This window comes from Pseudomonas sp. NMI760_13 (genome assembly GCF_021283245.1).
GTDB classification, from domain to species: domain Bacteria; phylum Pseudomonadota; class Gammaproteobacteria; order Pseudomonadales; family Pseudomonadaceae; genus Aquipseudomonas; species Aquipseudomonas peradeniyensis.
The window spans coordinates 1-23,065 of record NZ_JAJSRC010000023.1 but is presented as its reverse complement, the minus strand read 5'-3'; the positions used below and the strand labels follow the sequence as shown (position 1 = coordinate 23,065).

Here is a 23,065-nt window from a genome sequence, read left to right as displayed (position 1 = left end):
GAGCGTTGTAGTGCCTGTGAGACCGAGCGCCGCCCGCGCGGCGCTCGGTCTCACAGGCGTAGCAAGGGCTGCGTCTGGCCCCTGTTCGCCTCGATGCTATCAGCCCGACGAACATCTCCAAACCCGTTCATAATCCCCCCTTAATCGCCACCCTGTGCAATGCCAGCTTCCCCACCCAGGAGATCCCTTATGCACGTTCTGCTCTGCGAGGACGACGACCTGATCGCCAGCGGCATCTGCGCCGGCCTTTCGGCCCAGGGCCTGACCGTGGACCGGGTGGCCAGCGCCTCGCAGGCCCGGCAGATGCTCGGGACCGCGAAGTTCGACGTGATGATCCTCGACCTGGGTCTACCCGACGAGGACGGCCTCAAGCTGCTGCGCCGCCTGCGCCAGCAGGGCGAGACCCTGCCGGTGCTGGTGCTCACTGCACGCGACGCGGTCACCGACCGGGTCGACGGCCTGCAGGCTGGCGCCGACGACTACCTGCTCAAGCCCTTCGACCTGCGCGAACTGGCCGCGCGCCTGCACACCCTGCTGCGTCGTGTGGCCGGGCGGGCGGTGAATGTCATCGAGCACGGCCCGCTGCGCTACGACCCCAGCAGTTGCGCGGCCACCCTGGCCGGCCAGGCGGTGGACCTGTCGCGCCGTGAGCAGGCATTGCTTCAGGCCTTGCTGCAGAACCCGGGGCGCGTGCTGTCCAGCGAACAGCTCAAGGACTGCGTCTACGGTTTCAGCGACGAGGTCGAAAGCAACGCGCTGAACGTGCATATCCATCACCTGCGGCGCAAACTGGGCAACAGCATCGTCGAGACCGTACGCGGCCTTGGCTACCGCCTGGGGCCGGCCCAGGCGCCGGAGGAGAGCGCGTCATGAGCCTGCGGGTTCGCCTTTCACTGATTCTCGGCAGTGTGTTCATCGTCATCTGGGTGCTGGCGGCGGCATGGATGCTGCGCGACCTGCGCCAGCAGATGATGTTTTCCCTCGACCAGCGCCTGGTGGCGTCGGCGCGCATGGTCGCGGGGCTGATCGACCAGTTGCCGCAACCGTTGACTGCCAAGGGCCAGGACGCGCACTTTTCCGCCGACCAGTTCAGCGTGCCGGACGGCATGGCCTGCCAGGTCAGCTCGCTGCGCGGCGAAATCCTCGCCAGCAACCACAAGCACGATGGCACCATGGACGACGAGCGCAGCGGCTTCCGTGACCAGACCATCGACGGCGCTTCCTGGCGTACCTTCACCTACAACCATGGCGATGTGCGCATCACCACCGCTGACCGTCACCAGGAGCGCGAGGCGCTCAATCAGTCGATTCTGCTGGCGGCCTCGGCGCCGGTGCTGATGGCCTTGCTGGGCAGCCTCGGGCTGTTGTGGATCGGCCTGGGCAAGGGGCTGGAACCACTCAATCGCATGCGTGACGCCTTGCGCAGGCGTCGCGCCGACAGCGTCGAGCCCTTGCAGGTGGCCGGCTTGCCCAGCGAGCTGCAACCGCTGCTCGACACCCAGAACCAGCTGTTCCTGCGCATCGCCCAGACCATCGAGCGCGAACGCCGCCTGACCGACGACGCTGCCCACGAACTGCGCAGCCCGCTGACCGCTATCAAGACCCACCTGCAAGTGGCGCGGATGACCGATGGCGCCGTGCGCGAACAAGCGCTGGAGCACGCCGAGCAGGGCACCGACCGCATGCACCGCACCCTGGAGCAGTTGCTGATGCTGGCGCGGGTCGAGGGCAGCCTGTCGTTCGACGATGGCGTGCAGTGCAGTGCCGAGCAGGTCGCCCGGCAGGCCATCGAGGACGCCGGCGGCGGTGACAACCGGCGCATCCACCTGCGTTTGCCCGAGGCGGCGGCCAAGGTCTACCTGAGCATGCCGGCGCCGTTGGCGGTGGCGGCGCTGCGCAACCTGCTGGACAACGCCCTGCGCCATGGCGGCGATGCCGCCGTGGAACTGGAGGTACAGGCACAGGACGGGCAGGTGGACTTCCTGGTGCGCGATCATGGACCGGGGATTGCCCAGGAAGATCTCGAGCACCTGACCGAACGTTTCTGGCGTAACGGCCAAAGCGGTGGCTGCGGCCTGGGGCTGGCGATCGTCCAGGCCATCGTCCAGCGCTGCGCTGGCAGCCTGCGATTCGACAGCCGGGCCGATGGTTTGCGGGTGAGCCTGCAGGTACCGGCGCGTTCGGGGAGTTGAGTTCGGCGTTGTACCCATCGCGGGGCAAGCCCGCTCCCACGCAGCTTGGCGCATGAGTCTGTGGGAGCGGGCTTGCCCCGCGATGCAGGTCGTACATTCACAACAAATCCCACGACAACCGCTAAATCCGCACCTCGCTGAAGCGTTTTTCAAACGATAAGAACCCGACACACATCCGGTTACAGGGCGCGTGGCGGGCACATTCGCTTGCTTGCGAGGGATTTTCCGATGTCGACCGCTTCCAGCCTTGCCCAGGTGCTGCCGGCCACCACGCCGCGCCCCCTGTACGAATTCGAGGATTCGCCCCTGCTGTTGCGCCAGCAGCAGCAGGAGTCCAACGCCCGCAGCTACCCGCGGCGCATCCCCCTGGCGCTCAAACGCGCCCGTGGCCTGTACGTCGAGGACGTCGAGGGCCGCCAGTTCATCGACTGCCTGGCCGGCGCTGGTACCCTGGCCCTGGGGCACAACCATCCGGTGGTGATCGACGCGATCCAGCGCGTGCTGGCCGATGAGTTGCCGCTGCACACCCTGGACCTGACCACGCCGGTCAAGGATCAGTTCGTCCAGGACCTGTTCGGTCTGCTGCCTGAAGGTTTGCGCGGGGAGGCGAAGATCCAGTTCTGCGGCCCGACCGGTACCGACGCGGTCGAAGCGGCGCTCAAACTGGTGCGCACGGTCACCGGGCGCAGCACCGTGCTGGCGTTCCAGGGGGCCTACCATGGCATGACCCAGGGCGCGCTGAGCCTGATGGGCAGCCTGGGGCCGAAAAAACCGCTCGGCGCGCTGCTGAACAATGGCGTGCAGTTCCTGCCGTATCCCTATGACTACCGCTGCCCGTTCGGCCTCGGTGGCGAGGCGGGCGTGCGCGCCAACCTGCACTACCTGGAAAACCTGCTGTGCGATCCGGAGGCCGGCGTGGCGCTGCCGGCGGCGGTGATCGTCGAGGTGGTGCAGGGCGAAGGCGGCGTGATTCCCGCCGATATCGAATGGCTGCGCGGGCTGCGTCGGATCACCGAGCAGGCCGGGGTGGCGCTGATCGTCGACGAGATCCAGAGCGGCTTCGCCCGCACCGGCAAGATGTTCGCCTTCGAGCACGCCGGTATCGTGCCCGACGTGGTCACCCTGTCCAAGGCCATCGGCGGCAGCCTGCCACTGGCGGTGATGGTCTACCGCGACTGGCTCGACCAATGGTCGCCGGGCGCCCATGCCGGCACCTTCCGTGGCAACCAGATGGCCATGGCCGCAGGCTCCGCGGTGATGAAGTACCTGGTGGAGCACCGCCTGTGCGAGCACGCCGAGGCCATGGGCCAGCGCCTGCGCGGGCACCTTCAGCGGTTGCAGCAGGACTATCCGCAGCTCGGCGACATCCGTGGCCGTGGCTTGATGCTGGGGGTGGAGCTGGTGGATCCGGCGGGCAAGCACGACGTCCAGGGCCATCCGCCGGCCTGCCGCAAGCTGGCGCCGAAGGTGCAGCGTGAATGCCTGCGTCGTGGCCTGATCCTCGAGCTGGGCGGTCGTCACGGAGCGGTGGTGCGCTTCCTGCCGCCGCTGATCATCAGCGCCGAGCAGGTTGATGAAGTGGCTGCAAGGTTTGCCGAGGCCGTCGCGGCGGCGGTGTCGGCTGGCTGAGACTCCAAGGCCGGACGCAAACCCTGTGTAGGAGCGGCCCCGACGATCTTTGCATTAACGCTGAAATCCTGGGGCCGCTACGCGGCCCTTTCGCGGCGCAAGGCCGCTTCTACAGGACGCAGGTACTAGTCGAAGGTGCGTCCGGCACGCCAGTAGCCCATCAGCGTCAGGCTTTCCCTCGGCAATCCGCGTTCCTTGATCAGATGCCGGCGGATATCCATGACGGTCCCCGATTCCCCGGCGATCCAGGCATGGAAGTCGCCATGCTCGCCGCTGGCCTGTTCCCACAGGATACGCTCGTCTATATCCACGTCCTCCAGCTCGACCGTCGACGCACCGCGCACCGCCGGCAGGCTGGCCAGCTCGCGCACGGCGTGCTGCATGCCCTGGCCGTGCTCGCTGCGCAGCAGGTCGCGCGGCAGCCAGTGCAGGCGGGTGGCCGGGCTGTGGCGCAGGTCGAGGCAGTCGGCCTCCAGCGGCACTTCGATGAATGCCTCCACCAGCAGTTCCGGCGCGCTCGCGGCCAACTGCTCGAGGATGCCGGCGATGGCCGGCAGGGCGGTTTCATCACCGATCAGCAGGATGCGCCGGGCACTGTGCGGTGGTTTCCACTCGTAGCCGCCGGGGTCATCGCTCTAGGCAAGGTTGGGGGCGACCATCTGCAGGCGGTCACCCGGGCGGGCGTGGGTGGCCCAAGCCGAGGCCGGGCCATTGACGCCGTGCAGGACGAAGTCCACATCCACCTCGAGGGCATCGCGGCGCAGGGCGCGAATGGTGTAGGTGCGCATGGGTGGCATGTCCTGCGCTGCCAGCTCGCGCCGGGCCTGTTGCCATTGCTCGTGCTTGGGCAGGCTCGGCGGCGCTCCGGCGGGCGTCGGGAATAGCAGCTTGACGCGTTGGTCGGGGGCCAGGGTGGTCATCTGCGCCACGTCCTCGCCGGTGAAGATGAAGCGGCTCAGCGAAGGACTCAAGGGTTCGATGGCCTTGAGGTCGAGGTCGAAGACCCGGTAGGGCGTGGCCTTGACCGGTTGGGTCAGGCGATCGAGCAGGGAGGTCATGGCTATGCCTCTGTCAGCGGGAGATACCCAACAGACGAGCGCGCCGGTTGGTTAATTAGAAGGCTAAATTTCCCCGGTCCGCCTACGTCCTAGCTTGGATAGAAGTCGCGGCACGCGAAGACGGATTGAGGCGCAATGACAATTTCCCGACGAGGATTCATCGCTGGCCTGGCTGTGGCGGGCGCCACAGGCACGGCGGCCTATTACGCGCACAAGCAACTGACCCACGACCCTGAAGACGATATCGTCACGCCCGGCGAAGCCAGCGTGGAGCTGGCCGACTATGCCGGGCAGGTCCTGGCGGACCAGCTGCGCGGCGTTTGGGAGATTCGCTTCGACGGTGCCGAGCGTGGCCTGGACGGCCTGCCCGTGCAGGGGGTCGAGATGTTCCTCGACGTTGCCACCAAGGGCCGTGGCCTGCGCGGATATGTCGATACCGGCGAGGGGCTGCGTGGCGTCGCGGAGCCTGCCTACCGTGTGCTCGGTGACCTGGTCGGTGCCAGCAGCGCCGAGGTGCGTTGGCGCCTGGTCAACCAGCACGGCGGGCCGGGTTATGAGTGCGTGGCCAGCCTCGACGAGGTCTGGGCCGAGTTCGCCAACGCCGGCAGCGGCACGTTGAGCGGCCGCGTGCAGCGCCTGGATCGACCACTGACCCTGCCGCTGCCCGATAGCCGTTTTGTCGCGGTCAAGCGGCTGTTCCCCGAGGCCCGCGAGCGTCTGCCGTATACCCCCGAAATGCGCGAGTGGGTGATCGGCGCTGAACATCGCCTGTTCCACCAGCTCTGGCACGCCACCCGCGACAAGTGGCACAAACTGCCGGAGAAAAAGCAGGATGCCCTGCGTGGACTGGGCTGGCAGCCGGGGCCACGGGACCGTGAGCGCGACGCCCGTGGCCCGCGCAAGCACCGCAATGGCTCCGGTATCGATTTCCTGTTCATGCACCGGCACATGCTGATGTATGCGCGCACCTTGCAGGACCTGCCTTCCTGGCAGCGCTTCCCGCTGCCGCAGCCGAGCGTCGAGTTCGATCGGGCAGGTTTCGCCCGCTACTTCGATAACCACGACGGCTGCTGCGTGCCGCCAGGCTGGCAGGCCCCGGGGGATGACGCCTATGGGCAGTGGGTCGGGGCGATCAAGGCAGGAGAAACCTATTGCAGCAATTTCCAGGTATGGGAGTCGCAGTACCAGGACCCGGTGTACCTGTCGAAACTGACCCTGGGCGCCTTTGGCTCGGAACTGGAGATGAACCTGCACGACTGGCTGCACATGTGCTGGGCATCGGTGCCGCGCGACCCCAACAATGGCGCACCAGTACCGTTCGCCCGTGACCAGGCGGATTTCGCCGCGCGCTGGTTCGAGCCTGAGAACGACTTCCTCGGTGATCCGTTCTCATCCCATGTGCACCCAGTGTTCTGGGGCTTCCATGGCTGGATCGACGACCGTATCGACGACTGGTTCCGTGCTCATGAGCGCCACCATCCCGGCCAGGTGCGACGCCTGGAAGTCAATGGCGTGCCGTGGTTCGCCCCGGGGCGCTGGGTGGAGGTCGACGATCCGTGGCTGGGCCCGGATACCCATGGTTGCAGCACGCAGCCAGGCATGCGCCTGGGCAAGTCGGTGGAGATGGATGTGGAGACCATGAAGCTGGCCTTGCGCATCACCTTCGGCGCCGACGACAAGATCGAAAACCTGTTGCGCAAGGTGCCGCAACGGCCTTGGTATGCGCGGCACCTGTCAATGAAGAATATTGTCTCCTGAAGCGCCCCTGTAGGAGCGGGCTTGCCCCGCGAAAGCGCCAGACCTGAAAGCATCGTTGTCTGGTCTGGCGCTTTCGCGGGGCAAGCCCGCTCCTACAGGTTTTGCGGCGCCTGCCAGCCTCCGCCCAGTGCCTTGTACAACGCCACGCTCCCGCGCAACTGCTCCAGGCGCAGCTGCGCCTGCTGGTCCTGGGCCAGGTACAGCGTGCGCTGGGTCTCGAGTACGGTGAGCAGGGTCTCGGCACCGGCGGCGTAGCGTTGCTGGGCCAGGTCGAAGGCGATGCGCGCCTGTTCCACTTCCTGGTCCTGCCAGCGGCGCTGGCGCTCCACGCCGGCGATGGCATTCAGGGCTTTCTCCACATCCGAGAACCCGGCCAGGATGCTGGCGCGGTACAGCTCCAGCAACTCCTGCTGTTCGGCGCTGGCCACGTCCCGGGCGGCACTCAGCCGACCGTTGTTGAAGATCGGCGCGGTGAGGCCGGCGGTGAGGGTGTAGTAGGGGCTGTCGAAGATGTTGGGCAAGGTCCGGGCGCCACTGCCCAGGTCCGCTCCCAGTATCAGGCGCGGCAGCATCGCCGCCCGGGCCACCTGAATATTGGCGCTGGCCGCCGCCAGGCGGGCCTCGGCGGCGGCGATGTCCGGGCGGCGGCCGAGCAGTTCGCTGGGCACGCCGCTGCCGATGGCCGGCCACTGCACGTTGCCGATGGTTTCGCGGGTGGCGGGCAGCGCCTGCACCGGATCGCCCAGTAGGGTGGCAAGGACGATGCGATTGTCCTGGCGGCGCTGTTCGAGCAGCGGCAGCTGGCGCTCCTGGGCGGCTACCAGGCTGCGCTGCTGGGCCAGTTCCAGGCGGGTGGCCGAGCCCGAGCGTTCGCGGGCTTCGACCAGGCCCAGCACATCGCGGGCGTTGTCCAGGTTCAAGTGGGCGATGCGCAGTTGCTCGTCGAATGCCAGGCCCTGCAGGTAGCTGTCGGCCACGGTGCTGACCAGGGTCAGTTCCACGGTCTGGCGGTCGAAGCGGCTGGCGTCGAGGCTGCGCAGGGCGCTGTCGCGGGTGGCGCGCAGGCCGCCCCAGAAGTCGATCTCGTAGCTGGCGCTCAGGCGGGTGCCGAACGAGGTGCTGGTGCGTTCGCTGCTGCTGGCGTCGAGCTGGCTGTTGCCGTCGCCGCGCAACAGGCGCTGGCGGCTGCCGTTCAGACCCAGCTTCACCTCGGGCAACAGCGGTGCACCGGCGATCACCGCGCTGGCCTGCGCTTTGCGCACCCGCGCGGCGGCCGCCGCCAGGTCGTGACTGTTCAGGCGGGCGCGTTCGACCAGACGGTCCAGCTCGGCGCTGGCAAAGGCGCGCCACCATTGGCTGTCGGGCAGGGACTGGGCCGTGGTTGGCCCTTGCCAGGCGGGGGGGGTGTCGATGTTCGCCGCCGGTGGGGGCGGGCTGCTGCAGGCGGCCAGGCAAAGGCTCAGGGTCAACAGGCTGATGCGGCTGGGGATCGTCATGAACTATTCGCTGGTAAGGGCCTTGACCGGGTCGAGGCGGGCGGCCTTGCGGGCCGGCATGAAACCGAACACCACGCCGGTGATCACGGCGCAGGCGAAGGCGCCGAGGATGGCGGGCAGGGCGAAGGCCACGGCGATGTCGGCCAGCAGCAGGCTGGCGCCGATGGCCAGGGCCAGGACAATGCCGGTCACCCCGCCGACCATCGACAGCATCACCGCCTCGGTGAGGAACTGGCGCAGGATGTCGCGCTGGCGTGCGCCGGTGGCCATGCGGATGCCGATCTCGCGGGTGCGTTCGCGCACGGTCATGAGCATGATGTTCATCACGCCGATGCCGCCGACCAGCAGCGAGATCGCGGCGATCGCCCCGAGCATCAGCGACAGGCTGTTCTGGGTGCGGGCCTCGGCCTGGATCAGTGCGGCGTCGTTGGTCAGGACGAAATCGTACTTGCCCTGGTGACGCTGCAACATGAGGCGTTCGATCGCCTGCTCGGTTTCCTTCACGCGGCTGGAATCCTGGGCGGCGATGGTGACGTACTCCGGATCGCGGCTGCCAAACAGGCGGATGGAGGCGGCGGAGTAGGGCACCACCACGCGCTCGTCGCTGTCTTCGCTGCCGGAGCTGGCGCCCTTGCCCTGAAGCACACCGATCACCTGGAACGGCACGTTGCCGATCAGCAGGTACTGACCGAGCGGGTTGCTCCCCACACCAAACATCTTCTCGCGCACCTTCTGACCGATCACGGCCACGGCGGCGGCGTTGGCTTCGTCGGCCTCGCTGTAGAAGCTGCCTTCGACCACCGGCCAGTTGAAGATCTCGGGGAACCCGGTGTTGTTGCCGCCGACATAGAACTGCTCGCCCTTGTTGCCGTGGCGCACCATGAGCTTGTCGCCGATGACCGGCATGACGCGCTTGACCTGCGGCAGTTCGCCGATGGCGTCGACATCGTCGAGGGTGACGATGCCCATCAGTTCCTCGGAGGAGTGCTTGCCGTTGAGGTAGAGGATGTTCGAGCCGAAGGCGGCCATCTGCGCCATGACCTGGCGCTTGCTGCCTTCGCCGACCGCCAGCATCACCACCACCGAGGCCACCCCGATGATGATGCCGAGCAGGGTAAGGGCGGTACGGAAGCGGTTGATCCACATCACCCGCCAGGCGGCCTGCAGGGACTCGATCAGCTCGCCCTTCCAGGCACCGCGCTGGGTGGCACCGAAGTCCAGGCGCTGGCGCAGGTCGTCGGCCTGCAGCTGTCGGGGCGGTGCATCGACCGAGGACGGGGTGGCCGAATCGCTGACCACCTCGCCGTCGCGCACCTCGATGATCCGCTGGGCGCGGGCCGCGACTTCACGGTCATGGGTGATGAGGATGATCACATGGCCCTGGCTGGCCAGTTCGTCGAGCAGGGTCATCACCTCGGCGCCGCTTTGGCTGTCGAGTGCGCCGGTGGGCTCGTCGGCGAGGATGATGTGCCCGCCGTTCATCAGCGCGCGGGCGATCGACACCCGCTGCTGCTGGCCGCCGGACAACTGGTGCGGACGGTTGCCGGTGCGGCTGGCCAGGCCCAGGCGCTCGAGCAGGGCGTGGGCGCGGGCATGGCGTTCGGCGGGCTGAGTGCCGGCGTAGATGGCCGGCATCTCGACGTTCTCCTGGGCCGAGCCGGAGGGGATCAGGTGATAGCCCTGGAACACGAAGCCGAAGGCTTCGCGGCGCAGCCAGGCCAGCTCGTCGCTGTCCAGCTCGGCCACGTCCCGACCGGCAAAGCGGTAGCTGCCCGAGGTGGGGCGGTCGAGGCAGCCGAGGATGTTCATCAGGGTCGACTTGCCGGAGCCCGAGGCGCCGACGATGGCGACGAATTCTCCGGGGTGGATGCTCAGGCTGATGCCGCGCAGCACCTCGACCCTGGGCGAATCGACACCGCCGTAGACCTTGCGGATGTCGCACAGCTCGATCAGGGGCGTGGACATATCAACCCCCACTGGCGGCGGGTAGGCCGATGACCAGGCGCTCACCTTCGTTCAGGCCCTCGAGGATCTGCACCCGCAGGCGGTCACTCAAGCCGGTGCGCACCTGGCGCGCCTCGATCTGGCCCTTGTTGTTCAGCACCTGTGCCAGACGCACGCCGTCGCCAGGGGTGTCGTCGAGCGCGGCCAGGGGCGCGCTGAGCACCTGGCTGGCCTGGCCGGCGACGAAAAACACCTGGGTGGTCATCTCCGCCATCAGGGCACCGTCGGGGTTGTCCACGTCCAGCAGCACGGTGTACTGGACCACCTTGGTGCCAGTGGTGCCGGCCGTGGCGCTGGCCGGGCTGCCCCCGCCCTGGCTGGATTGGTCCAGCGGCTTGGGCGGCACCGGCAGGATCTGCCGGACGGTGCTGGTCCAGCGCCGCTTGCCGCCGGCCAGGGTGTTGAAGTAGGCGGTCATGCCCGGTTTGACCTTGCCGATGTCGGCTTCGGACACCTGGGCCCATACGGTCATCGGCGACAGCTTGGCGATGCGCAGGATCAACGGTGTCTGCTGCTGGGCGTTGAGGGTCTGGCCCTCGCGGGCGTCCACCGCCACCACGGTGCCGCTCATGGGCGCATAGATCCGCGTGTAGCCCAGCTCCGCTTCGTCGCTGCGAAGGCTGGCCTGGGCCTGGCGGATCTGCGCCAGGTACATGTCGATGCGGGCCTGGGTCACCTTCAACTGCGCCGCGGCCGTTTGCAGGTCTTCCTGGCGGCTGGCGCCGGTGGCGGCCAGATCCTGCTGGCGCTTGTACTGCTGCTGGGCGAGCAGGTACTGCGCCCGTTGTTCGGCCAGCTGGGCCTTGAGGTTCTCGATCGAGAAGCGTCCGGCATCGAGCTTGGCTTGTTGTGTTGACGGATCGATTTCAACCAGCAGTTGGCCCTGACGCACCTCGTCGCCGGCTTCCACATGCAGCTTGCGGATCTGCCCCGAGGCCTGGGCGCCGACATCGACATAGCGGCGTGGTTGCAGGGTGCCCAGGGCGGTGACGCTGCTCTCGATATCGGCGCGGGTCACTGGCACGGTGCTGACCGGTGCGCCGCCCAGAGGCAGGGCCTGCCAGGCCACCAGGCTGCCGAGGCTGGCCAGGCCCAAGGCGCCGATCAGCACTCGGCGGCGGGTATTGGATGTGCGTGTCATGCGGGCTTCCAGCCGGAGATAGTGGCCGAGTGCCGCGACGGGGCATGCGCTCGGGGGTCCCAGTTAAACGAATGATCTTGATGACGATTTAGCGCAGCGCGGGGGTGGTCTGCGTGTTGCTGCGAATAATTATAATTTGTAAGATCGCACGCTGACATCATCCAGAACACTGCCCCTGACTACCAACGCTTGAGCAGGGAGACGCCAGGTGCCGTCGTGGAACATTACTATCGCGAATTGGTGAGCTTCCTGTCCGCCCGACTCGGTAATCGCCAGGCGGCCGAAGACGTCGCCCACGATGCCTACATCCGGGTGTTGGAGCGCACGGAGGGCGAGCATATCGAGCATCCACGCGCCTTCCTTTATCGCACGGCCATGAATCTCGTGGTCGATCATCATCGTCGACATCTGGTGCGTCAGGCCGAGCCGCTGGAGGTACTGGACAGCGATGAGCGCTGGCATACCCCTGCTCTGACGCAGAGCATGCAGCTCGACCAGCGCCTGGCGCTGATGCAGCAAGCCCTGGGCGAACTGAGCGGGCCTTGCCGCGACAGCTTCCTGCTGCGCAAGCTCGATGGCCTGTCGCATCAGCAGATCGCCGAGCGCCTGGGTATTTCCCGCAGCCTGGTGGAAAAGCATATTGTCAATGCCATGAAGCATTGCCGCGTACGCATGCGCCAGTGGGAGTCCTGAGCGAGCCGTCCGTGGAATGTGAAAATTCCGTGAGTTGGCGACTTGATTTCTCCCGGGTTCACGACAACTATCAATAAAGACCCCCCGCTCAGGCGTCCCGTCTGACGTTGCCGTTGCCGGCGCAGTATGGTCATGGAGCCACCGTCACCACCCAACTGCCCAGGTTCGGACGATGCCTAACAAATCCATGCGCATCCTCATCGCCGATGAGCACCCCGGCCAGCGCCTGCAGCTGGAGAAGATGCTCAATGGCCTGGGTTATTACCGGATCGCCCCGGTGGAGAGTTTCGACGACCTGCAGCGCCTGGTGCACAGTGCCCTGGAACCCTTCAACCTGCTGGTGGGCAACATCGAGCTGGCCAGCCATGCCGGGGTCGACCTGGCGCGTTTTTGCCGGGTCAGCTCGCAGATCCAGCACGCGCTGCTGTACCACTCGCCACACCTGAAAGTGCCCGCTGTACCGCCCAACGATCGCCACGCCGTCAGCATCAGCCTGCCCCATGCCCCCGACAGCGAGGCACTGGAATCCTTCATGGCAATCATCGATATGCCGGTGCTGGTCGGGCAGTTGCCGCTGCCGCCGGGGCTGGCGGGGGCGTCGAACCATGCCCGGCGGCGCACCAACCTCGCGCAGACGGTGTTCTGTCGTAACCCCTGAGCAGGGGGTGGATTTGCTATCCTCTGGCCTTTTGCCTCGTTGCGGAAGCTGCCATGACTGCCATCGATACCACCCGCCCGCCACGGTTCAGCCGTCGCGATCACCGGACCCTGGGGCTGGCCGCGCTGGGTGGCGCCCTGGAAATCTACGATTTCATCATCTTCGTGTTCTTCGCGCTGACCCTCAGCCAGCTGTTCTTCCCGCCTGAAATGCCGGAGTGGCTGCGCCTGCTGCAGAGCTTCGGGATCTTCGTCACCGGCTACCTGGCCAGGCCGCTGGGTGGCATCCTCATGGCCCATTTCGCCGACCACCTGGGGCGCAAGCGGGTGTTCAGCCTGAGCATCCTGATGATGGCGCTGCCGTGCCTGCTGATCGGGGTGATGCCGACCTACGCCGACATTGGCTACGCCGCGCCGCTGATCCTGCTGGCCCTGCGCATCCTGCAGGGTGCGGCGGTTGGCGGTGAGGTACCCAGCGCCTGGACCTTCGTCGCCGAACATGCGCCGTCTGGTCGTCGCGGTTATGCGCTGGGCTTCCTGCAGGCCGGGCTGACCTTCGGCTACCTGCTCGGTGCGCTGACCGCGACCTTGCTGGCGCAGCTGTTCACGCCCCAGGAGATCCTCGATTACGCCTGGCGCTATCCTTTCCTGCTTGGCGGCGTGTTTGGCGTGATCGGTGTCTGGCTGCGTCGCTGGCTGAGTGAAACCCCGGTGTTCCTGGCCCTGCGGGCGCAGCAGGAGCAACCGGTGGCCTTCCCCCTGCGACGGGTGCTGGGCACTCATCGACGGGCCTTGATTCCAGCGGCGCTGCTGACCTGTGTGCTGACCTCGGCGGTAGTGGTGCTGGTGGTGATTACCCCGACCGTGATGCAACAGCGGTTCGGCATGACAGCCGGGCACACCTTCGCCCTGAGCAGCGTGGGTATCGTCTTCCTCAATATTGGCTGCGTGCTGGCCGGCTTGCTGGTGGACCGTATCGGTGCCTGGCGGGCGCTGATGCTCTACTGCCTGTTGCTGCCGTTGGGCATCGGCGCCTTGTACGCCAGCCTGGTGGGCCAGTGGGGGCAGCTCTGGGCGGCCTATGCATTGGCTGGCCTGTCCTGTGGCGTGGTAGGGGTGGTGCCGTCGGTGATGGTCGGGCTGTTCCCGGCCGAGATCCGGGTGTCGGGCATCTCCTTCACCTACAACGTCGCCTACGCCCTCTGGGCCAGCACCACGCCGCTGGCGCTGATTGCCCTGATGCCCTGGAGCCCATGGGTGTGTGTCGGTTTTTGTCTGGTCATGGGCATGGTCGGATTGCTGACGGCGCTCTATTTCGGACGCCGCGAGCCGTTGGAGTTCGCTGCGCAGCCGCTGGCGCTCATGTGCGGTGACAAATGAGGCGGTAATGACTGCTGGGCAGTGAGGCAGACTTCCGGGTGGGGGTTATTAAAATAACCTATTGGCCAAGAATAACCTTAAAGGTTAATTTCTCATGGAAAAGAGAACGCCGCACTGCCCGCTGGAAAGGGTGCGAATGTTGATGAGCCAGGGCCGGGTCAGGCCCACCCGGACAGCTATCCAGGACTGTGATGCGCTCGGGCTGAGCCCTCGCCAGATGCTTGAAGTCGTTCGAGGCTTGTCGGCACACGATTTCTACAAAAGCATGACGACCTATCACGATCATCGGATCTGGCAGGATGTCTATCGTCCCCGAACCGTCTTTGGCGATCTCTACATCAAGCTGACGGTGGTCGATGACGTGCTGATCGTGTCATTCAAGGAGCGTTGAAATGAAGTGTCCCGTGTGTGGTGGTGCTGAGCTGGTCGCCCAGGCTCAGGACATGCCTTATCGATACAATGGCCATTCGACGGTGATCCGTGATGTCTTCGGCGATTATTGCCCTGTTTGCGGCGAGGCGGTGCTGAGCATGGCTGAAGCTGAGCGCCTCGGTGATCTGATGCTGGCCTTCAAGCGACAGGTCAATGCCGCCGCTGTCGACCCTGCCTTCATTGCCAGCGTTCGGCGCAAATTCGACCTCGATCAGCGTGAGGCGGGCGAAATCTTTGGCGGCGGGGTCAATGCCTTTTCCCGTTACGAGAACGGCAAGACCCAACCACCGGTCGCACTGATCAAGCTGTTCAAGCTCCTGGATCGTCATCCGGAACTGTTCGAGGAAGTCAGGACTGCCTGATGCGTCCAGGCAGTCAACAGGTCCTACAGGCAGGGTAGGGATTTTGAGCGTCGGCAGCTCTGCACCCCTACAGCGCCTTCGAGGTTGTGCACGTAATTTCGACTGATCGTTGACGGACCCTTCCGTTCATACAGTCAGGAGAAATATGCATGTCCAGTTTCAACATCACCTGGATGACGCGGGCCCAGCTGCCTGCGTTTCCGCCACAGATGAGCTTTTCGGCTGCCAATCCCGCCAGCACGAAACCGGATGATCAGGCCAGGACTCCGGTTATCCGCTGGGGCCGTAGCCTGGCCTGTGTGCTGGAGTCCCGTCACCACCACGACCAGGCCTGGGTGGTGGTCTACGGTGATGGCAAGCAATTGACCGGCGTACACCCGCTGCATGACTTTCGCCATATCAGCCGTATCCAGCTGGCCGCCAACAGCCATGCCGTGTTGTTGACCGACAGTGCGCAGCGCCAGCAAACGGTCGAATTCATCCAGCTGAAGGCACTGGATGGCAGTGGTGGTGCCGGCGACCCCGTGAACGGCCTACCCAGCGGTATCCCGTTCATGCTTACCAATGGTCGTGATTACCTGATGGCGGACGAGGAGGGCGTGTGCCTCGCCGTGAACCCGGATCCCAAGGCCATGCAATGGCTCTACAGGGACGGGCAACTGGTCAATGTCACCACCGGGCAGGCCTTGGGGCTCGGGATCTGCGGCAAGGCGAGCGCAGCCTCGGGAGATCGCTGGCGGCTGTCTTCCAAGGGCGAGCTTCTCTACGGCGACGGCACCCGTACCTTGTGCAGTGCTCCGATTTCGGGTGAGGTCTGGCTGCAGCGACGAAGCGAGGTGCTGCCTTCCGACGCCTGGCGGGTGCAACTGCCCCAGCTCCCCCGCCGGGGGCAGGCGCCGAGCATGGTCGTAGACAAACTGAGCGTGTGCCTCGCTGTCTCTGCCGACTACAGTGCCGGAACAGGCGATACCCTTTCGTTCTCGATCAATGGCAGCGAGCACCGCCAGCCGTTGGCCGGCAACTTCGAGCGTGGGGCGCACTTCAAGGTCGAGGTCGACCTGGCCAAGATGTTCCAGCGCAGCGTGATCTATGCCGATGAGCTGCGCTCGGTCGAGATCTACCAGGCCAGTGCCGGGGGGTACGGTCCGGCCTGGAAGATGCAGTCGCTGGACCTGAAGGTCAATGACCAGCTGAACAACCGCGTGGTAGGGAGCGACAACCGCTGGATCGAGGCCAGGGACGGCGTGGCATGGCAAGGCCGGGTGAACTGGCTGGACTGGCGCAAGGCCGATATCTCGGCGCCCCTGGACTTTGCCGGCTACACCTACCCGGTGCAGTTGCAGCAATGGCTGATCGACGTGCTGAAATGGCGCAGCTATCAGCCTGAAACCCTCGATGGCGTCTGCCAATTGATCGGCGAGGAGCGCGGCCAGATACTGGCGTATGAGCTCAAGAGCGGCAGATTGACCTATCTGCGCCCCAATACTGCCCAGGATGCCTACACCTGGGTCTATACCCCGCAGAAAAGCATTCTGGTCAAATACTGGGACCAGTCCCTCGATCGCACAAGTTATACCCGGCACAGTCAGCTTGGCGGCGGTCAGCCGGTGGTGTGCGCCGGAGAAATGCGCATCGACCGCAAGACCACCAGCAATGCGGTGAGCGACATCCTTGGTCTGGTCAATGATGCCTCCGGGCACTACAAGCCCGATGGCGGGCAGTGCCTGGGGCATGTCCTGGAACGGCTCGAACAACTGGGGCTGGACACCACGCACACCGTGGTTTCGTACAAGGGATAGCGACCATGAAAAAGCCCCCGGGTCTCACGACCAGGGGGCTTTTGCTTGCCGCCAGGGCAGGGCTTACATGTTCGGGTAGTTCGGCCCGCCGGCGCCTTCAGGGGTGACCCAGGTGATGTTCTGGGCCGGATCCTTGATGTCGCAGGTCTTGCAGTGCACGCAGTTCTGCGCGTTGATCTGGAAGCGCTTGTTGCCGTCTTCCTGGGTGACCACTTCGTACACGCCGGCCGGGCAGTAGCGCTGTGCTGGTTCGTCGTACAGCGGCAGGTTGCTGGCGATCGGGATGTTCGGGTCGGTCAGCTTCAGGTGGCAGGGTTGTTCCTCTTCATGGTTGGTGCTGGAGAGGAATACCGAGCTGAGCTTGTCGAAGCTGAGCTTGCCGTCCGGTTTCGGGTAGTCGATCTTCTGCGAGTCCGCCGCGAGCTTGAGGCAGGCGTAGTCCGGCTTGATGTCATGCAGGGTGAACGGCAGCTTGCCGCCGAACCAGTTCTGGTCGATGTAGTTGAACGCACCACCGAGCAACGGGCCGAACTTGTGCAGCGCCGGGCCGAAGTTGCGGCTGGCGAACAGCTCTTCATGCAGCCAGCTGGCCTTGAAGGCGCTGACATAGCCGTTGAGCTGGTCACCGCCTTCGCTGCCGGCGATCAATGCGTCGGCCACGGCTTCGGCGGCGAGCATGCCGGACTTCATCGCGGTGTGGCTGCCCTTGATCTTGGAGAAGTTCAGGGTGCCCAGGTCGCAGCCGATCAGCGCGCCGCCATTGAAGACCATCTTCGGCAGCGAGTTCAGGCCGCCCTTGCAGATGGCGCGGGCGCCGTAGCTGATGCGCTTGCCGCCTTCGAGGTACTGGGCCATCACCGGGTGGTGCTTCAGGCGCTGGAACTCGTCGAACGGTGACAGGTACGCGTTGGAGTAGGACAGGTCGACGATCAGGCCGACCACCACCTGGTTGTTTTCCAGGTGATAAAGGAAGGAGCCGCCGGTGTTCTCGGCGCTCATCACGTCCAGCGGCCAGCCGGCGGTGTGCACCACCAGGCCCTGCTCGTGCTTGGCCGGGTCGATTTCCCAGATTTCCTTGAGACCGATGCCGTAGTGCTGGACGTCGGACTCGTTGTCCAGGTCGAAGCGCTTGATCAGCTGCTTGCCGATATGGCCACGGCAGCCTTCGGCGAACAGGGTGTACTTGGCGCGCAGCTCCATGCCCGGGGTGTACAGGCCTTCTTTTGGCTGGCCTTCGCGGTCGACACCCAGGTCGCCGGTGACGATGCCACGCACCACGCCGTTTTCATCGAACAGTGCCTCTTGCGCGGCGAAGCCCGGGTAGATCTCGACGCCCAGGTTCTCGGCCTGCTGGGCCAGCCAGCGGCACAGGTTGCCCAGGGAGATGATGTAGTTGCCGTGGTTGTGCATGGTCTTGGGCACGAACAGGTCGGGGACCTTGGTCGAGCTGTCGGCACTTTTCAGCACATAGATGTCGTCGCGCTTCACTTCGGTGTTCAGCGGCGCGCCGAGTTCTTTCCAGTCGGGGAACAGTTCGTTCAGGGCGCGTGGTTCGAACACCGCGCCGGAGAGGATGTGGGCGCCGACTTCGGAGCCTTTCTCGACCACGCAAACGCTGATCTCGCTACCGGCTTCGGCGGCCTTCTGCTTCAGGCGGCAGGCGGCGGACAGGCCTGCCGGGCCTGCGCCGACGATGACCACGTCGAATTCCATGTATTCGCGTTCCACAGGTTCTCTCCTACTCAAGGCTCATCGCGTTGCTTGTCTTTTATGGGTGTTCACGGTCACGTGCGGCGTGCAGAGGCTGTAGCTTCGCAGGTGATGGACTACACCGTTTTGTCTTGGCCGCGCATTATATCTACACCACTTGGCGGGTCCAATACAAACGTTTGTTTGAATTTGCCGGAGGCCCGTAGAATCGCAGGTAGGCGGCTGGAGGCTGGCCAATTTGCCGTATTGACCGGATTGGGTGTTACGGTCAAGATACGAGCGCTTTCGCGTTCGCCGTAGGCTGACCGTCGGGCGCAGGTGCACCCCTAAAGACCAGGCGTGGAGCAGGGTTTACGGGCCGAATCAGGTTTTGTAGTGGAGTCTACACGCCACGACAGAAAATGACCCGCGGGTTTTGTCCCTGAAGGTCGCAACAAGACTGATTGGTCAACTGAACTTTGTCGGCGTCGGAACGTTTTTAGAGGTGCCCTTGTACCCACGCGCATTCGCCGGGCAGTCCCCAGGCGATCTTCTTTTCACCGGAGAGTAACGAGGAATCCATGAAGGTTCTTGTAGCTGTCAAACGAGTGGTCGACTACAACGTCAAGGTTCGCGTCAAGGCGGACAACTCCGGCGTCGACCTTGCAAACGTCAAGATGTCCATGAACCCCTTCTGCGAAATCGCCGTGGAAGAAGCCGTCCGCCTGAAAGAGAAGGGCGTGGCGAGCGAAATCGTCGTTGTCTCCATCGGCCCGACCGCCGCCCAGGAGCAACTGCGTACCGCCCTGGCCCTGGGCGCCGACCGTGCCATCCTGGTCGAGGCCGCTGACGAACTGAACTCCCTGGCCGTGGCCAAGGCGCTGAAAGCCGTTGTCGACAAGGAGCAGCCGCAGCTGGTCATCCTCGGCAAGCAGGCCATCGACAGCGACAACAACCAGACCGGCCAGATGCTGGCCGCGCTGACCGGCTTCGCCCAGGGCACCTTCGCCTCCAAGGTCGAAGTCGCCGGCGACAAGGTCAACGTCACCCGTGAAATCGATGGCGGCCTGCAGACCGTTGCGCTGAATCTGCCAGCCATCGTCACCACCGACCTGCGCCTGAACGAGCCGCGCTACGCGTCGCTGCCGAACATCATGAAGGCCAAGAAGAAGCCGCTGGAGACCATCACTCCAGACGCGCTGGGCGTGTCCATCGCCTCCACCAACAAGACCCTCAAGGTCGAAGCGCCTGCCGCCCGCAGCGCCGGTATCAAGGTCAAGTCGGTGGCCGAACTGGTCGAGAAGCTGAAGAACGAAGCGAAGGTAATCTAAATGACTATCCTGGTTGTCGCTGAACACGAGAACGGTGCCGTAGCCCCGGCCACCCTGAACACTGTCGCCGCTGCCGCCAAGATCGGTGGTGATATCCACGTGCTGGTCGCCGGCCAGAACGTCGGTGGCGTCGCCGAGTCCGTCGCCAAGATCGCCGGCGTGGCCAAGGTGCTGGTCGCCGATAACGCCGCCTACGCCCATGCCCTGCCGGAAAACGTCGCGCCGCTGCTGGTCGAGCTGGCCAAGGGTTACAGCCACGTGCTGGCCCCGGCCACCACCAATGGCAAGAACATCCTGCCGCGCGTTGCCGCGCTGCTGGACGTCGACCAGATCTCCGAGATCATCGCCGTTGAATCCGCCGACACTTTCAAGCGTCCGATCTATGCCGGTAACGCCATTGCCACCGTGCAATCGAGCGCTGCGGTCAAGGTCATCACCGTGCGTACCACCGGCTTCGACGCCGTGGCCGCCGAAGGTGGTTCGGCCGCTGTCGAAGCCGTCGCTGCCGCCCACGACGCCGGCAAGTCGGCCTTCGTTGGCGAAGAGCTGGCCAAGTCCGACCGTCCTGAGCTGACCGCCGCCAAGATCGTCGTTTCCGGTGGTCGCGGCATGGGCAACGGTGACAACTTCAAGCACCTGTACGCCCTGGCCGACAAGCTCGGCGCCGCCGTCGGCGCCTCGCGCGCCGCGGTCGACGCAGGCTTCGTGCCGAACGACATGCAGGTCGGCCAGACCGGCAAGATCGTCGCGCCACAGCTGTACATCGCCGTCGGTATCTCCGGCGCGATCCAGCACCTGGCCGGCATGAAGGACTCGAAAGTGATCGTCGCAATCAACAAGGACGAGGAGGCGCCGATCTTCCAGGTCGCCGACTACGGCCTGGTCGCCGATCTGTTCGAAGCGGTTCCGGAGCTGGAAAAGCTGGTCTGATCCGCCTGCTTCACTTATAAAGAACCCGGCCCGCCCTTGGCGGTCCGGGTTTTTTCATGGATTTTTTCAGGGGCGGGGAGAGGTTGCATGGCGTTTCGCTGGAGCAAGGGGGGGCTGGCCTGCGTGCTGGCGCTGCTGTCGACGCAGGCCCTGGCGGTGGGCAAGTGCGAGCGTCTGGTGGCCACCGGCAGCCCGGATGCGCCGCCGTACTCCTGGCAGGATCCGCAAGACCCGAAACATCTGATCGGCGCCAATGTCGACCTGCTGCGCCAGGTGGCTGCCGAGCTTGGGGTGAAGGTCGAGGTGCTGCACGCCGGCAAGCGCGAGCAGGCTCTGGAGGAGGTGCGCAGCGGGCGCATGGACCTGTTGCTCGACACGCCGATGCAGGTCACCCAGCTGACCAGTCTGGATTACATCCATCCGGCCTTGCAGCTCAACGAATACCTGGTCTGGACCCGCCATGACGCCACCCTGGTGTTCGATGGCCCGGCTGACCTTGCCCAGTACCGCGGCGCCCTGTCCGAGAAGGCCCGCCTGACCCCGGCCTTCGATGCCTTTGCCAGGACCCAGCTCAAGCTGGAGCCGGCGCAGAACCTGACGCAGGCCTTCCAGAAACTGGTGCTCGGCCAGGTCGACTATGTGCTGGCTGGGCGCTACTCGGGCATGGCCATGGCGCAGAGCCTGGGCGTGGGCAACGACCTCATCGCCCGGGGTTTGCCGGTGGATCGTCCGGGGCTGTACCTGGCGGTCTCGCACAACTCGGCGTGCAACGACAGCTGGTTGCGCGGACAACTGGCGAAAAAACTGACAGAATTGCCGATCTCCGGGGCGAGCGAAGCTGTGCTGCAGCGCAATGTCGAGCGTTGGAAGGCGCAGATGCAGGCGTCGCAGGGTGCCCCCAAACAGTAGGAAGCGTGAGTGAGAATCCAACCCTTGATGCTTGCCCTGGCCGTGCTCGGCCTGGTCGGCTGTGCCAACGACCCGGCACCCAATGAACAGCTGCGCCTGTCGGAACAGGCCTTGGAGCAGGCCAAGGCGGTCGGCGCCAATGAGCAGGTGCCGGAGTTCAAGTTGGCCGAAGACAAGCTGGCCCGGGCCAAGAGCAACATGCTCGGCGAAAGCCACCGCGATGCGCGCATGCGCGCCGAGCAGGCCGAGCTCGATGCGCGCCTGGCCGAGGCGCGGGTGCTGAACCAGAAGAGCGAGGAGCAGCTGCAGGCGATGCAGTCGCGGATCAAGCGCCTGCGCAAGCAACTGGAGGTGCAGCCATGAAGTCTCTCAAGCCCATGGCGGCCCTGGCCTTGCTGGCCCTGGTCGGTCTGCAGGGCTGCGCCAGCCAGCGCAGCGAGTCGGCACTGGACGATGCCAGTGCCGCGTTCCAGAAGGTCAAGGACGATTCCGACGTGCTGCGTAGCGCGCCTCGCGATGTGATCCGCGCCGGCGAGTCGTTGGCGCGCGCGGAGCGCCTGGCGGGCTATGTCGGCACCGGCAGCGATGTTCGTCATTACGCCTACCTGAGTCAGCGCTACAGCGAGATTGCCAGCGAGCATGCCAAGCTGGCGTTGAACCAGGAGCGCCTGGCCAAGCTCGACCTGGAGCGCCAGCGCCTGCAGTTGGCGCTGCGCGAGGCCAAGCTGGCCAGCGTCCAGCAGCAGGGCAAGTTCGTCGAAGCGCAGATTGTCGCGCTGGCGTCGGAGCAGACCGATCGCGGTCTGGTCATGACCCTGGGCGATGTGCTGTTCGATACCGGCCAGGCTGATCTGAAGAACTCGGCCAGCCGTACTGTATTGAAGCTGGTGCAGTTCCTTCAGCTCAATCCACGGCGCGTGGTGCGGATCGAGGGTTATACCGATAGCACCGGTGCGGCGGAGGAGAACCTGAAGCTGTCCCGTGATCGTGCGCAGTCGGTGGCCGATATGCTGGTTGATCTGGGGGTGGACGAGAAGCGGATCCAGGTCGAGGGTTATGGTGACCAGTACCCGGTTGAGGCCAATGCTTCGGAGCGGGGCAGGGCGCAGAATCGTCGGGTCGAGATCGTCTTCTCCGATGACAAGGGTAAACTCGCGCCAGCGCGTTGAATTCTGTTTTGATTTCGAGCAAGCCCGTTCCTGCAAGAAGCTATACATAACTTGTAGAAGCGGGCTTGCACACGATAGGGTTCATCCAGTCAATTCATAGCCAGCCGGCTAACTACCACTTCGCATTTCTTGATCTTGATCTTGATCTTGATCTTGATCTTGCTGTTGCTTCTAAGTGCGCAATAGTTCAGGCGCCGCCAATTGCGACTTCAGGAGGCCGAGCGGAGTTCTTGCGAAGGGAGGTGACGGGCATGGATGCCCGTCAAGCGCTGCGCCCCAGGATGGGGCGTTCAGCGCGGTCCTCCCGGGAGCAAGAACGGAGCGAGGGGACCCCGGAGCGAAGCGTAGGGGCCGGATGAATGGAGCGAGGATTTTTTGGTTCCTTTTTGATCCTTCAAAAAGGGACCCGCCGTAAGGGCGGAAAGGTGACTTTGCG

19 protein-coding genes and 1 pseudogene are annotated in these 23,065 nt (G+C 65.0%); 15 read left to right on the top strand and 5 right to left on the bottom strand.

What is annotated here, in order from left to right; all coding sequences use genetic code 11:
* The first annotated feature begins 189 nt into the window (after nucleotides 1-189).
* From LU671_RS20865 to LU671_RS20855, 3 genes are all read left to right on the top strand, one after another.
* Nucleotides 190-873: a response regulator gene (locus LU671_RS20865; RefSeq protein ID WP_186732878.1), complete on the top strand. Its 684-nt coding sequence runs from the start codon at nucleotides 190-192 to the stop codon at nucleotides 871-873.
* Entirely contained in the window at nucleotides 870-2,192 is a 1,323-nt protein-coding gene (locus tag LU671_RS20860) for an ATP-binding protein (RefSeq protein WP_232856752.1), read from the top strand. Before LU671_RS20865 ends, LU671_RS20860 begins: the two co-directional genes overlap by 4 nt.
* 228 nt (nucleotides 2,193-2,420) lie before the next feature.
* Nucleotides 2,421-3,821, top strand: coding sequence for an aspartate aminotransferase family protein (locus tag LU671_RS20855; protein ID WP_232856751.1), 1,401 nt, complete (start codon nucleotides 2,421-2,423; stop codon nucleotides 3,819-3,821).
* Between the two features lie 125 nt (nucleotides 3,822-3,946).
* Here the strand turns inward: LU671_RS20855 and LU671_RS20850 are convergent.
* Nucleotides 3,947-4,879 (bottom strand): annotated as a pseudogene (locus LU671_RS20850) (siderophore-interacting protein).
* A 135-nt stretch (nucleotides 4,880-5,014) separates the two neighbouring features.
* On the opposite strand from LU671_RS20850, the gene pvdP reads away from it, so the two are divergent.
* Nucleotides 5,015-6,637: a pyoverdine maturation tyrosinase PvdP gene (gene pvdP / locus LU671_RS20845; protein WP_232856750.1), complete on the top strand. Its 1,623-nt coding sequence runs from the start codon at nucleotides 5,015-5,017 to the stop codon at nucleotides 6,635-6,637.
* Between the two features lie 92 nt (nucleotides 6,638-6,729).
* On the opposite strand, the gene LU671_RS20840 is transcribed toward pvdP, so the two are convergent.
* Genes LU671_RS20840 through LU671_RS20830 form a run of 3 tightly spaced genes read right to left on the bottom strand, consistent with a single transcriptional unit; the run spans nucleotide 6,730 to nucleotide 11,278 of the window.
* Entirely contained in the window at nucleotides 6,730-8,133 is a 1,404-nt protein-coding gene (locus LU671_RS20840) for an efflux transporter outer membrane subunit (RefSeq protein WP_232856749.1), read from the bottom strand.
* Nucleotides 8,134-8,136: 3 nt separating this feature from the next.
* Nucleotides 8,137-10,098, bottom strand: coding sequence for a MacB family efflux pump subunit (locus LU671_RS20835; RefSeq protein ID WP_232856748.1), 1,962 nt, complete (start codon nucleotides 10,096-10,098; stop codon nucleotides 8,137-8,139).
* A gap of 1 nt (nucleotide 10,099) precedes the next feature.
* On the bottom strand, nucleotides 10,100-11,278 hold the full coding sequence (locus LU671_RS20830; protein WP_232856746.1) for an efflux RND transporter periplasmic adaptor subunit: 1,179 nt from the start codon (nucleotides 11,276-11,278) through the stop codon (nucleotides 10,100-10,102).
* A gap of 216 nt (nucleotides 11,279-11,494) precedes the next feature.
* On the opposite strand from LU671_RS20830, the gene LU671_RS20825 reads away from it, so the two are divergent.
* The 6 genes from LU671_RS20825 to LU671_RS20800 all read left to right on the top strand — a co-directional run bounded on the left by LU671_RS20825 (nucleotide 11,495) and on the right by LU671_RS20800 (nucleotide 16,601).
* Complete coding sequence (locus tag LU671_RS20825; RefSeq protein ID WP_186732870.1) at nucleotides 11,495-11,971, top strand: sigma-70 family RNA polymerase sigma factor; 477 nt, start codon at nucleotides 11,495-11,497, stop codon at nucleotides 11,969-11,971.
* A 172-nt stretch (nucleotides 11,972-12,143) separates the two neighbouring features.
* Nucleotides 12,144-12,629, top strand: a complete 486-nt coding sequence (locus tag LU671_RS20820) for a histidine kinase (protein ID WP_232856744.1) — start codon at nucleotides 12,144-12,146, stop codon at nucleotides 12,627-12,629.
* A gap of 53 nt (nucleotides 12,630-12,682) precedes the next feature.
* Nucleotides 12,683-14,008, top strand: a complete 1,326-nt coding sequence (locus LU671_RS20815) for an MFS transporter (protein WP_232856743.1) — start codon at nucleotides 12,683-12,685, stop codon at nucleotides 14,006-14,008.
* 94 nt (nucleotides 14,009-14,102) lie between these two features.
* On the top strand, nucleotides 14,103-14,399 hold the full coding sequence (locus LU671_RS20810; protein ID WP_203651799.1) for a type II toxin-antitoxin system MqsR family toxin: 297 nt from the start codon (nucleotides 14,103-14,105) through the stop codon (nucleotides 14,397-14,399).
* 1 nt (nucleotide 14,400) lies between these two features.
* Entirely contained in the window at nucleotides 14,401-14,802 is a 402-nt protein-coding gene (locus LU671_RS20805; RefSeq protein ID WP_203651800.1) for a type II toxin-antitoxin system MqsA family antitoxin, read from the top strand.
* A gap of 149 nt (nucleotides 14,803-14,951) precedes the next feature.
* Nucleotides 14,952-16,601 carry a hypothetical protein gene (locus LU671_RS20800; protein ID WP_232856741.1) on the top strand — a complete coding sequence of 550 codons (1,650 nt, stop codon included), beginning with the start codon at nucleotides 14,952-14,954 and terminating at the stop codon, nucleotides 16,599-16,601.
* A 63-nt stretch (nucleotides 16,602-16,664) separates the two neighbouring features.
* Here LU671_RS20800 and LU671_RS20795 read toward each other — a convergent pair whose 3' ends face one another.
* Entirely contained in the window at nucleotides 16,665-18,329 is a 1,665-nt protein-coding gene (locus LU671_RS20795) for an electron transfer flavoprotein-ubiquinone oxidoreductase (protein WP_232856740.1), read from the bottom strand.
* Between the two features lie 542 nt (nucleotides 18,330-18,871).
* On the opposite strand from LU671_RS20795, the gene LU671_RS20790 reads away from it, so the two are divergent.
* From LU671_RS20790 to LU671_RS20770, 5 genes are all read left to right on the top strand, one after another.
* Entirely contained in the window at nucleotides 18,872-19,621 is a 750-nt protein-coding gene (locus LU671_RS20790) for an electron transfer flavoprotein subunit beta/FixA family protein (protein ID WP_028692905.1), read from the top strand.
* Nucleotides 19,622-20,551 (top strand): electron transfer flavoprotein subunit alpha/FixB family protein, encoded by a 930-nt coding sequence (locus LU671_RS20785; RefSeq protein ID WP_203651803.1) that lies wholly within the window; start codon nucleotides 19,622-19,624, stop codon nucleotides 20,549-20,551.
* An 87-nt stretch (nucleotides 20,552-20,638) separates the two neighbouring features.
* The gene (locus tag LU671_RS20780; RefSeq protein WP_232856739.1) at nucleotides 20,639-21,460 is read left to right on the top strand and encodes a substrate-binding periplasmic protein; all 822 of its coding nucleotides are present in this window, start codon (nucleotides 20,639-20,641) and stop codon (nucleotides 21,458-21,460) included.
* A gap of 9 nt (nucleotides 21,461-21,469) precedes the next feature.
* Nucleotides 21,470-21,823: a DUF4398 domain-containing protein gene (locus LU671_RS20775; RefSeq protein WP_203651804.1), complete on the top strand. Its 354-nt coding sequence runs from the start codon at nucleotides 21,470-21,472 to the stop codon at nucleotides 21,821-21,823.
* Complete coding sequence (locus LU671_RS20770; RefSeq protein WP_203651805.1) at nucleotides 21,820-22,629, top strand: OmpA family protein; 810 nt, start codon at nucleotides 21,820-21,822, stop codon at nucleotides 22,627-22,629. Before LU671_RS20775 ends, LU671_RS20770 begins: the two co-directional genes overlap by 4 nt.
* Nucleotides 22,630-23,065 lie beyond the last annotated feature (436 nt).

What these genes read in the sequence shown, in the direction of transcription:
- LU671_RS20855 (WP_232856751.1), top strand. Translation starts at nt 2,421, where the DNA reads ATGTCGACCGCTTCCAGCCTTGCCCAGGTGCTGCCGGCCACCACGCCG.
- LU671_RS20810 (WP_203651799.1), top strand. Translation starts at nt 14,103, where the DNA reads ATGGAAAAGAGAACGCCGCACTGCCCGCTGGAAAGGGTGCGAATGTTG.
- LU671_RS20865 (WP_186732878.1), top strand. Translation starts at nt 190, where the DNA reads ATGCACGTTCTGCTCTGCGAGGACGACGACCTGATCGCCAGCGGCATC.
- LU671_RS20780 (WP_232856739.1), top strand. Translation starts at nt 20,639, where the DNA reads ATGGCGTTTCGCTGGAGCAAGGGGGGGCTGGCCTGCGTGCTGGCGCTG.
- LU671_RS20835 (WP_232856748.1), bottom strand. Translation starts at nt 10,098, where the DNA reads ATGTCCACGCCCCTGATCGAGCTGTGCGACATCCGCAAGGTCTACGGC.
- LU671_RS20785 (WP_203651803.1), top strand. Translation starts at nt 19,622, where the DNA reads ATGACTATCCTGGTTGTCGCTGAACACGAGAACGGTGCCGTAGCCCCG.
- LU671_RS20815 (WP_232856743.1), top strand. Translation starts at nt 12,683, where the DNA reads ATGACTGCCATCGATACCACCCGCCCGCCACGGTTCAGCCGTCGCGAT.
- LU671_RS20790 (WP_028692905.1), top strand. Translation starts at nt 18,872, where the DNA reads ATGAAGGTTCTTGTAGCTGTCAAACGAGTGGTCGACTACAACGTCAAG.
- LU671_RS20800 (WP_232856741.1), top strand. Translation starts at nt 14,952, where the DNA reads ATGTCCAGTTTCAACATCACCTGGATGACGCGGGCCCAGCTGCCTGCG.
- pvdP (WP_232856750.1), top strand. Translation starts at nt 5,015, where the DNA reads ATGACAATTTCCCGACGAGGATTCATCGCTGGCCTGGCTGTGGCGGGC.
- LU671_RS20820 (WP_232856744.1), top strand. Translation starts at nt 12,144, where the DNA reads ATGCCTAACAAATCCATGCGCATCCTCATCGCCGATGAGCACCCCGGC.
- LU671_RS20805 (WP_203651800.1), top strand. Translation starts at nt 14,401, where the DNA reads ATGAAGTGTCCCGTGTGTGGTGGTGCTGAGCTGGTCGCCCAGGCTCAG.
- LU671_RS20770 (WP_203651805.1), top strand. Translation starts at nt 21,820, where the DNA reads ATGAAGTCTCTCAAGCCCATGGCGGCCCTGGCCTTGCTGGCCCTGGTC.
- LU671_RS20860 (WP_232856752.1), top strand. Translation starts at nt 870, where the DNA reads ATGAGCCTGCGGGTTCGCCTTTCACTGATTCTCGGCAGTGTGTTCATC.
- LU671_RS20840 (WP_232856749.1), bottom strand. Translation starts at nt 8,133, where the DNA reads ATGACGATCCCCAGCCGCATCAGCCTGTTGACCCTGAGCCTTTGCCTG.
- LU671_RS20830 (WP_232856746.1), bottom strand. Translation starts at nt 11,278, where the DNA reads ATGACACGCACATCCAATACCCGCCGCCGAGTGCTGATCGGCGCCTTG.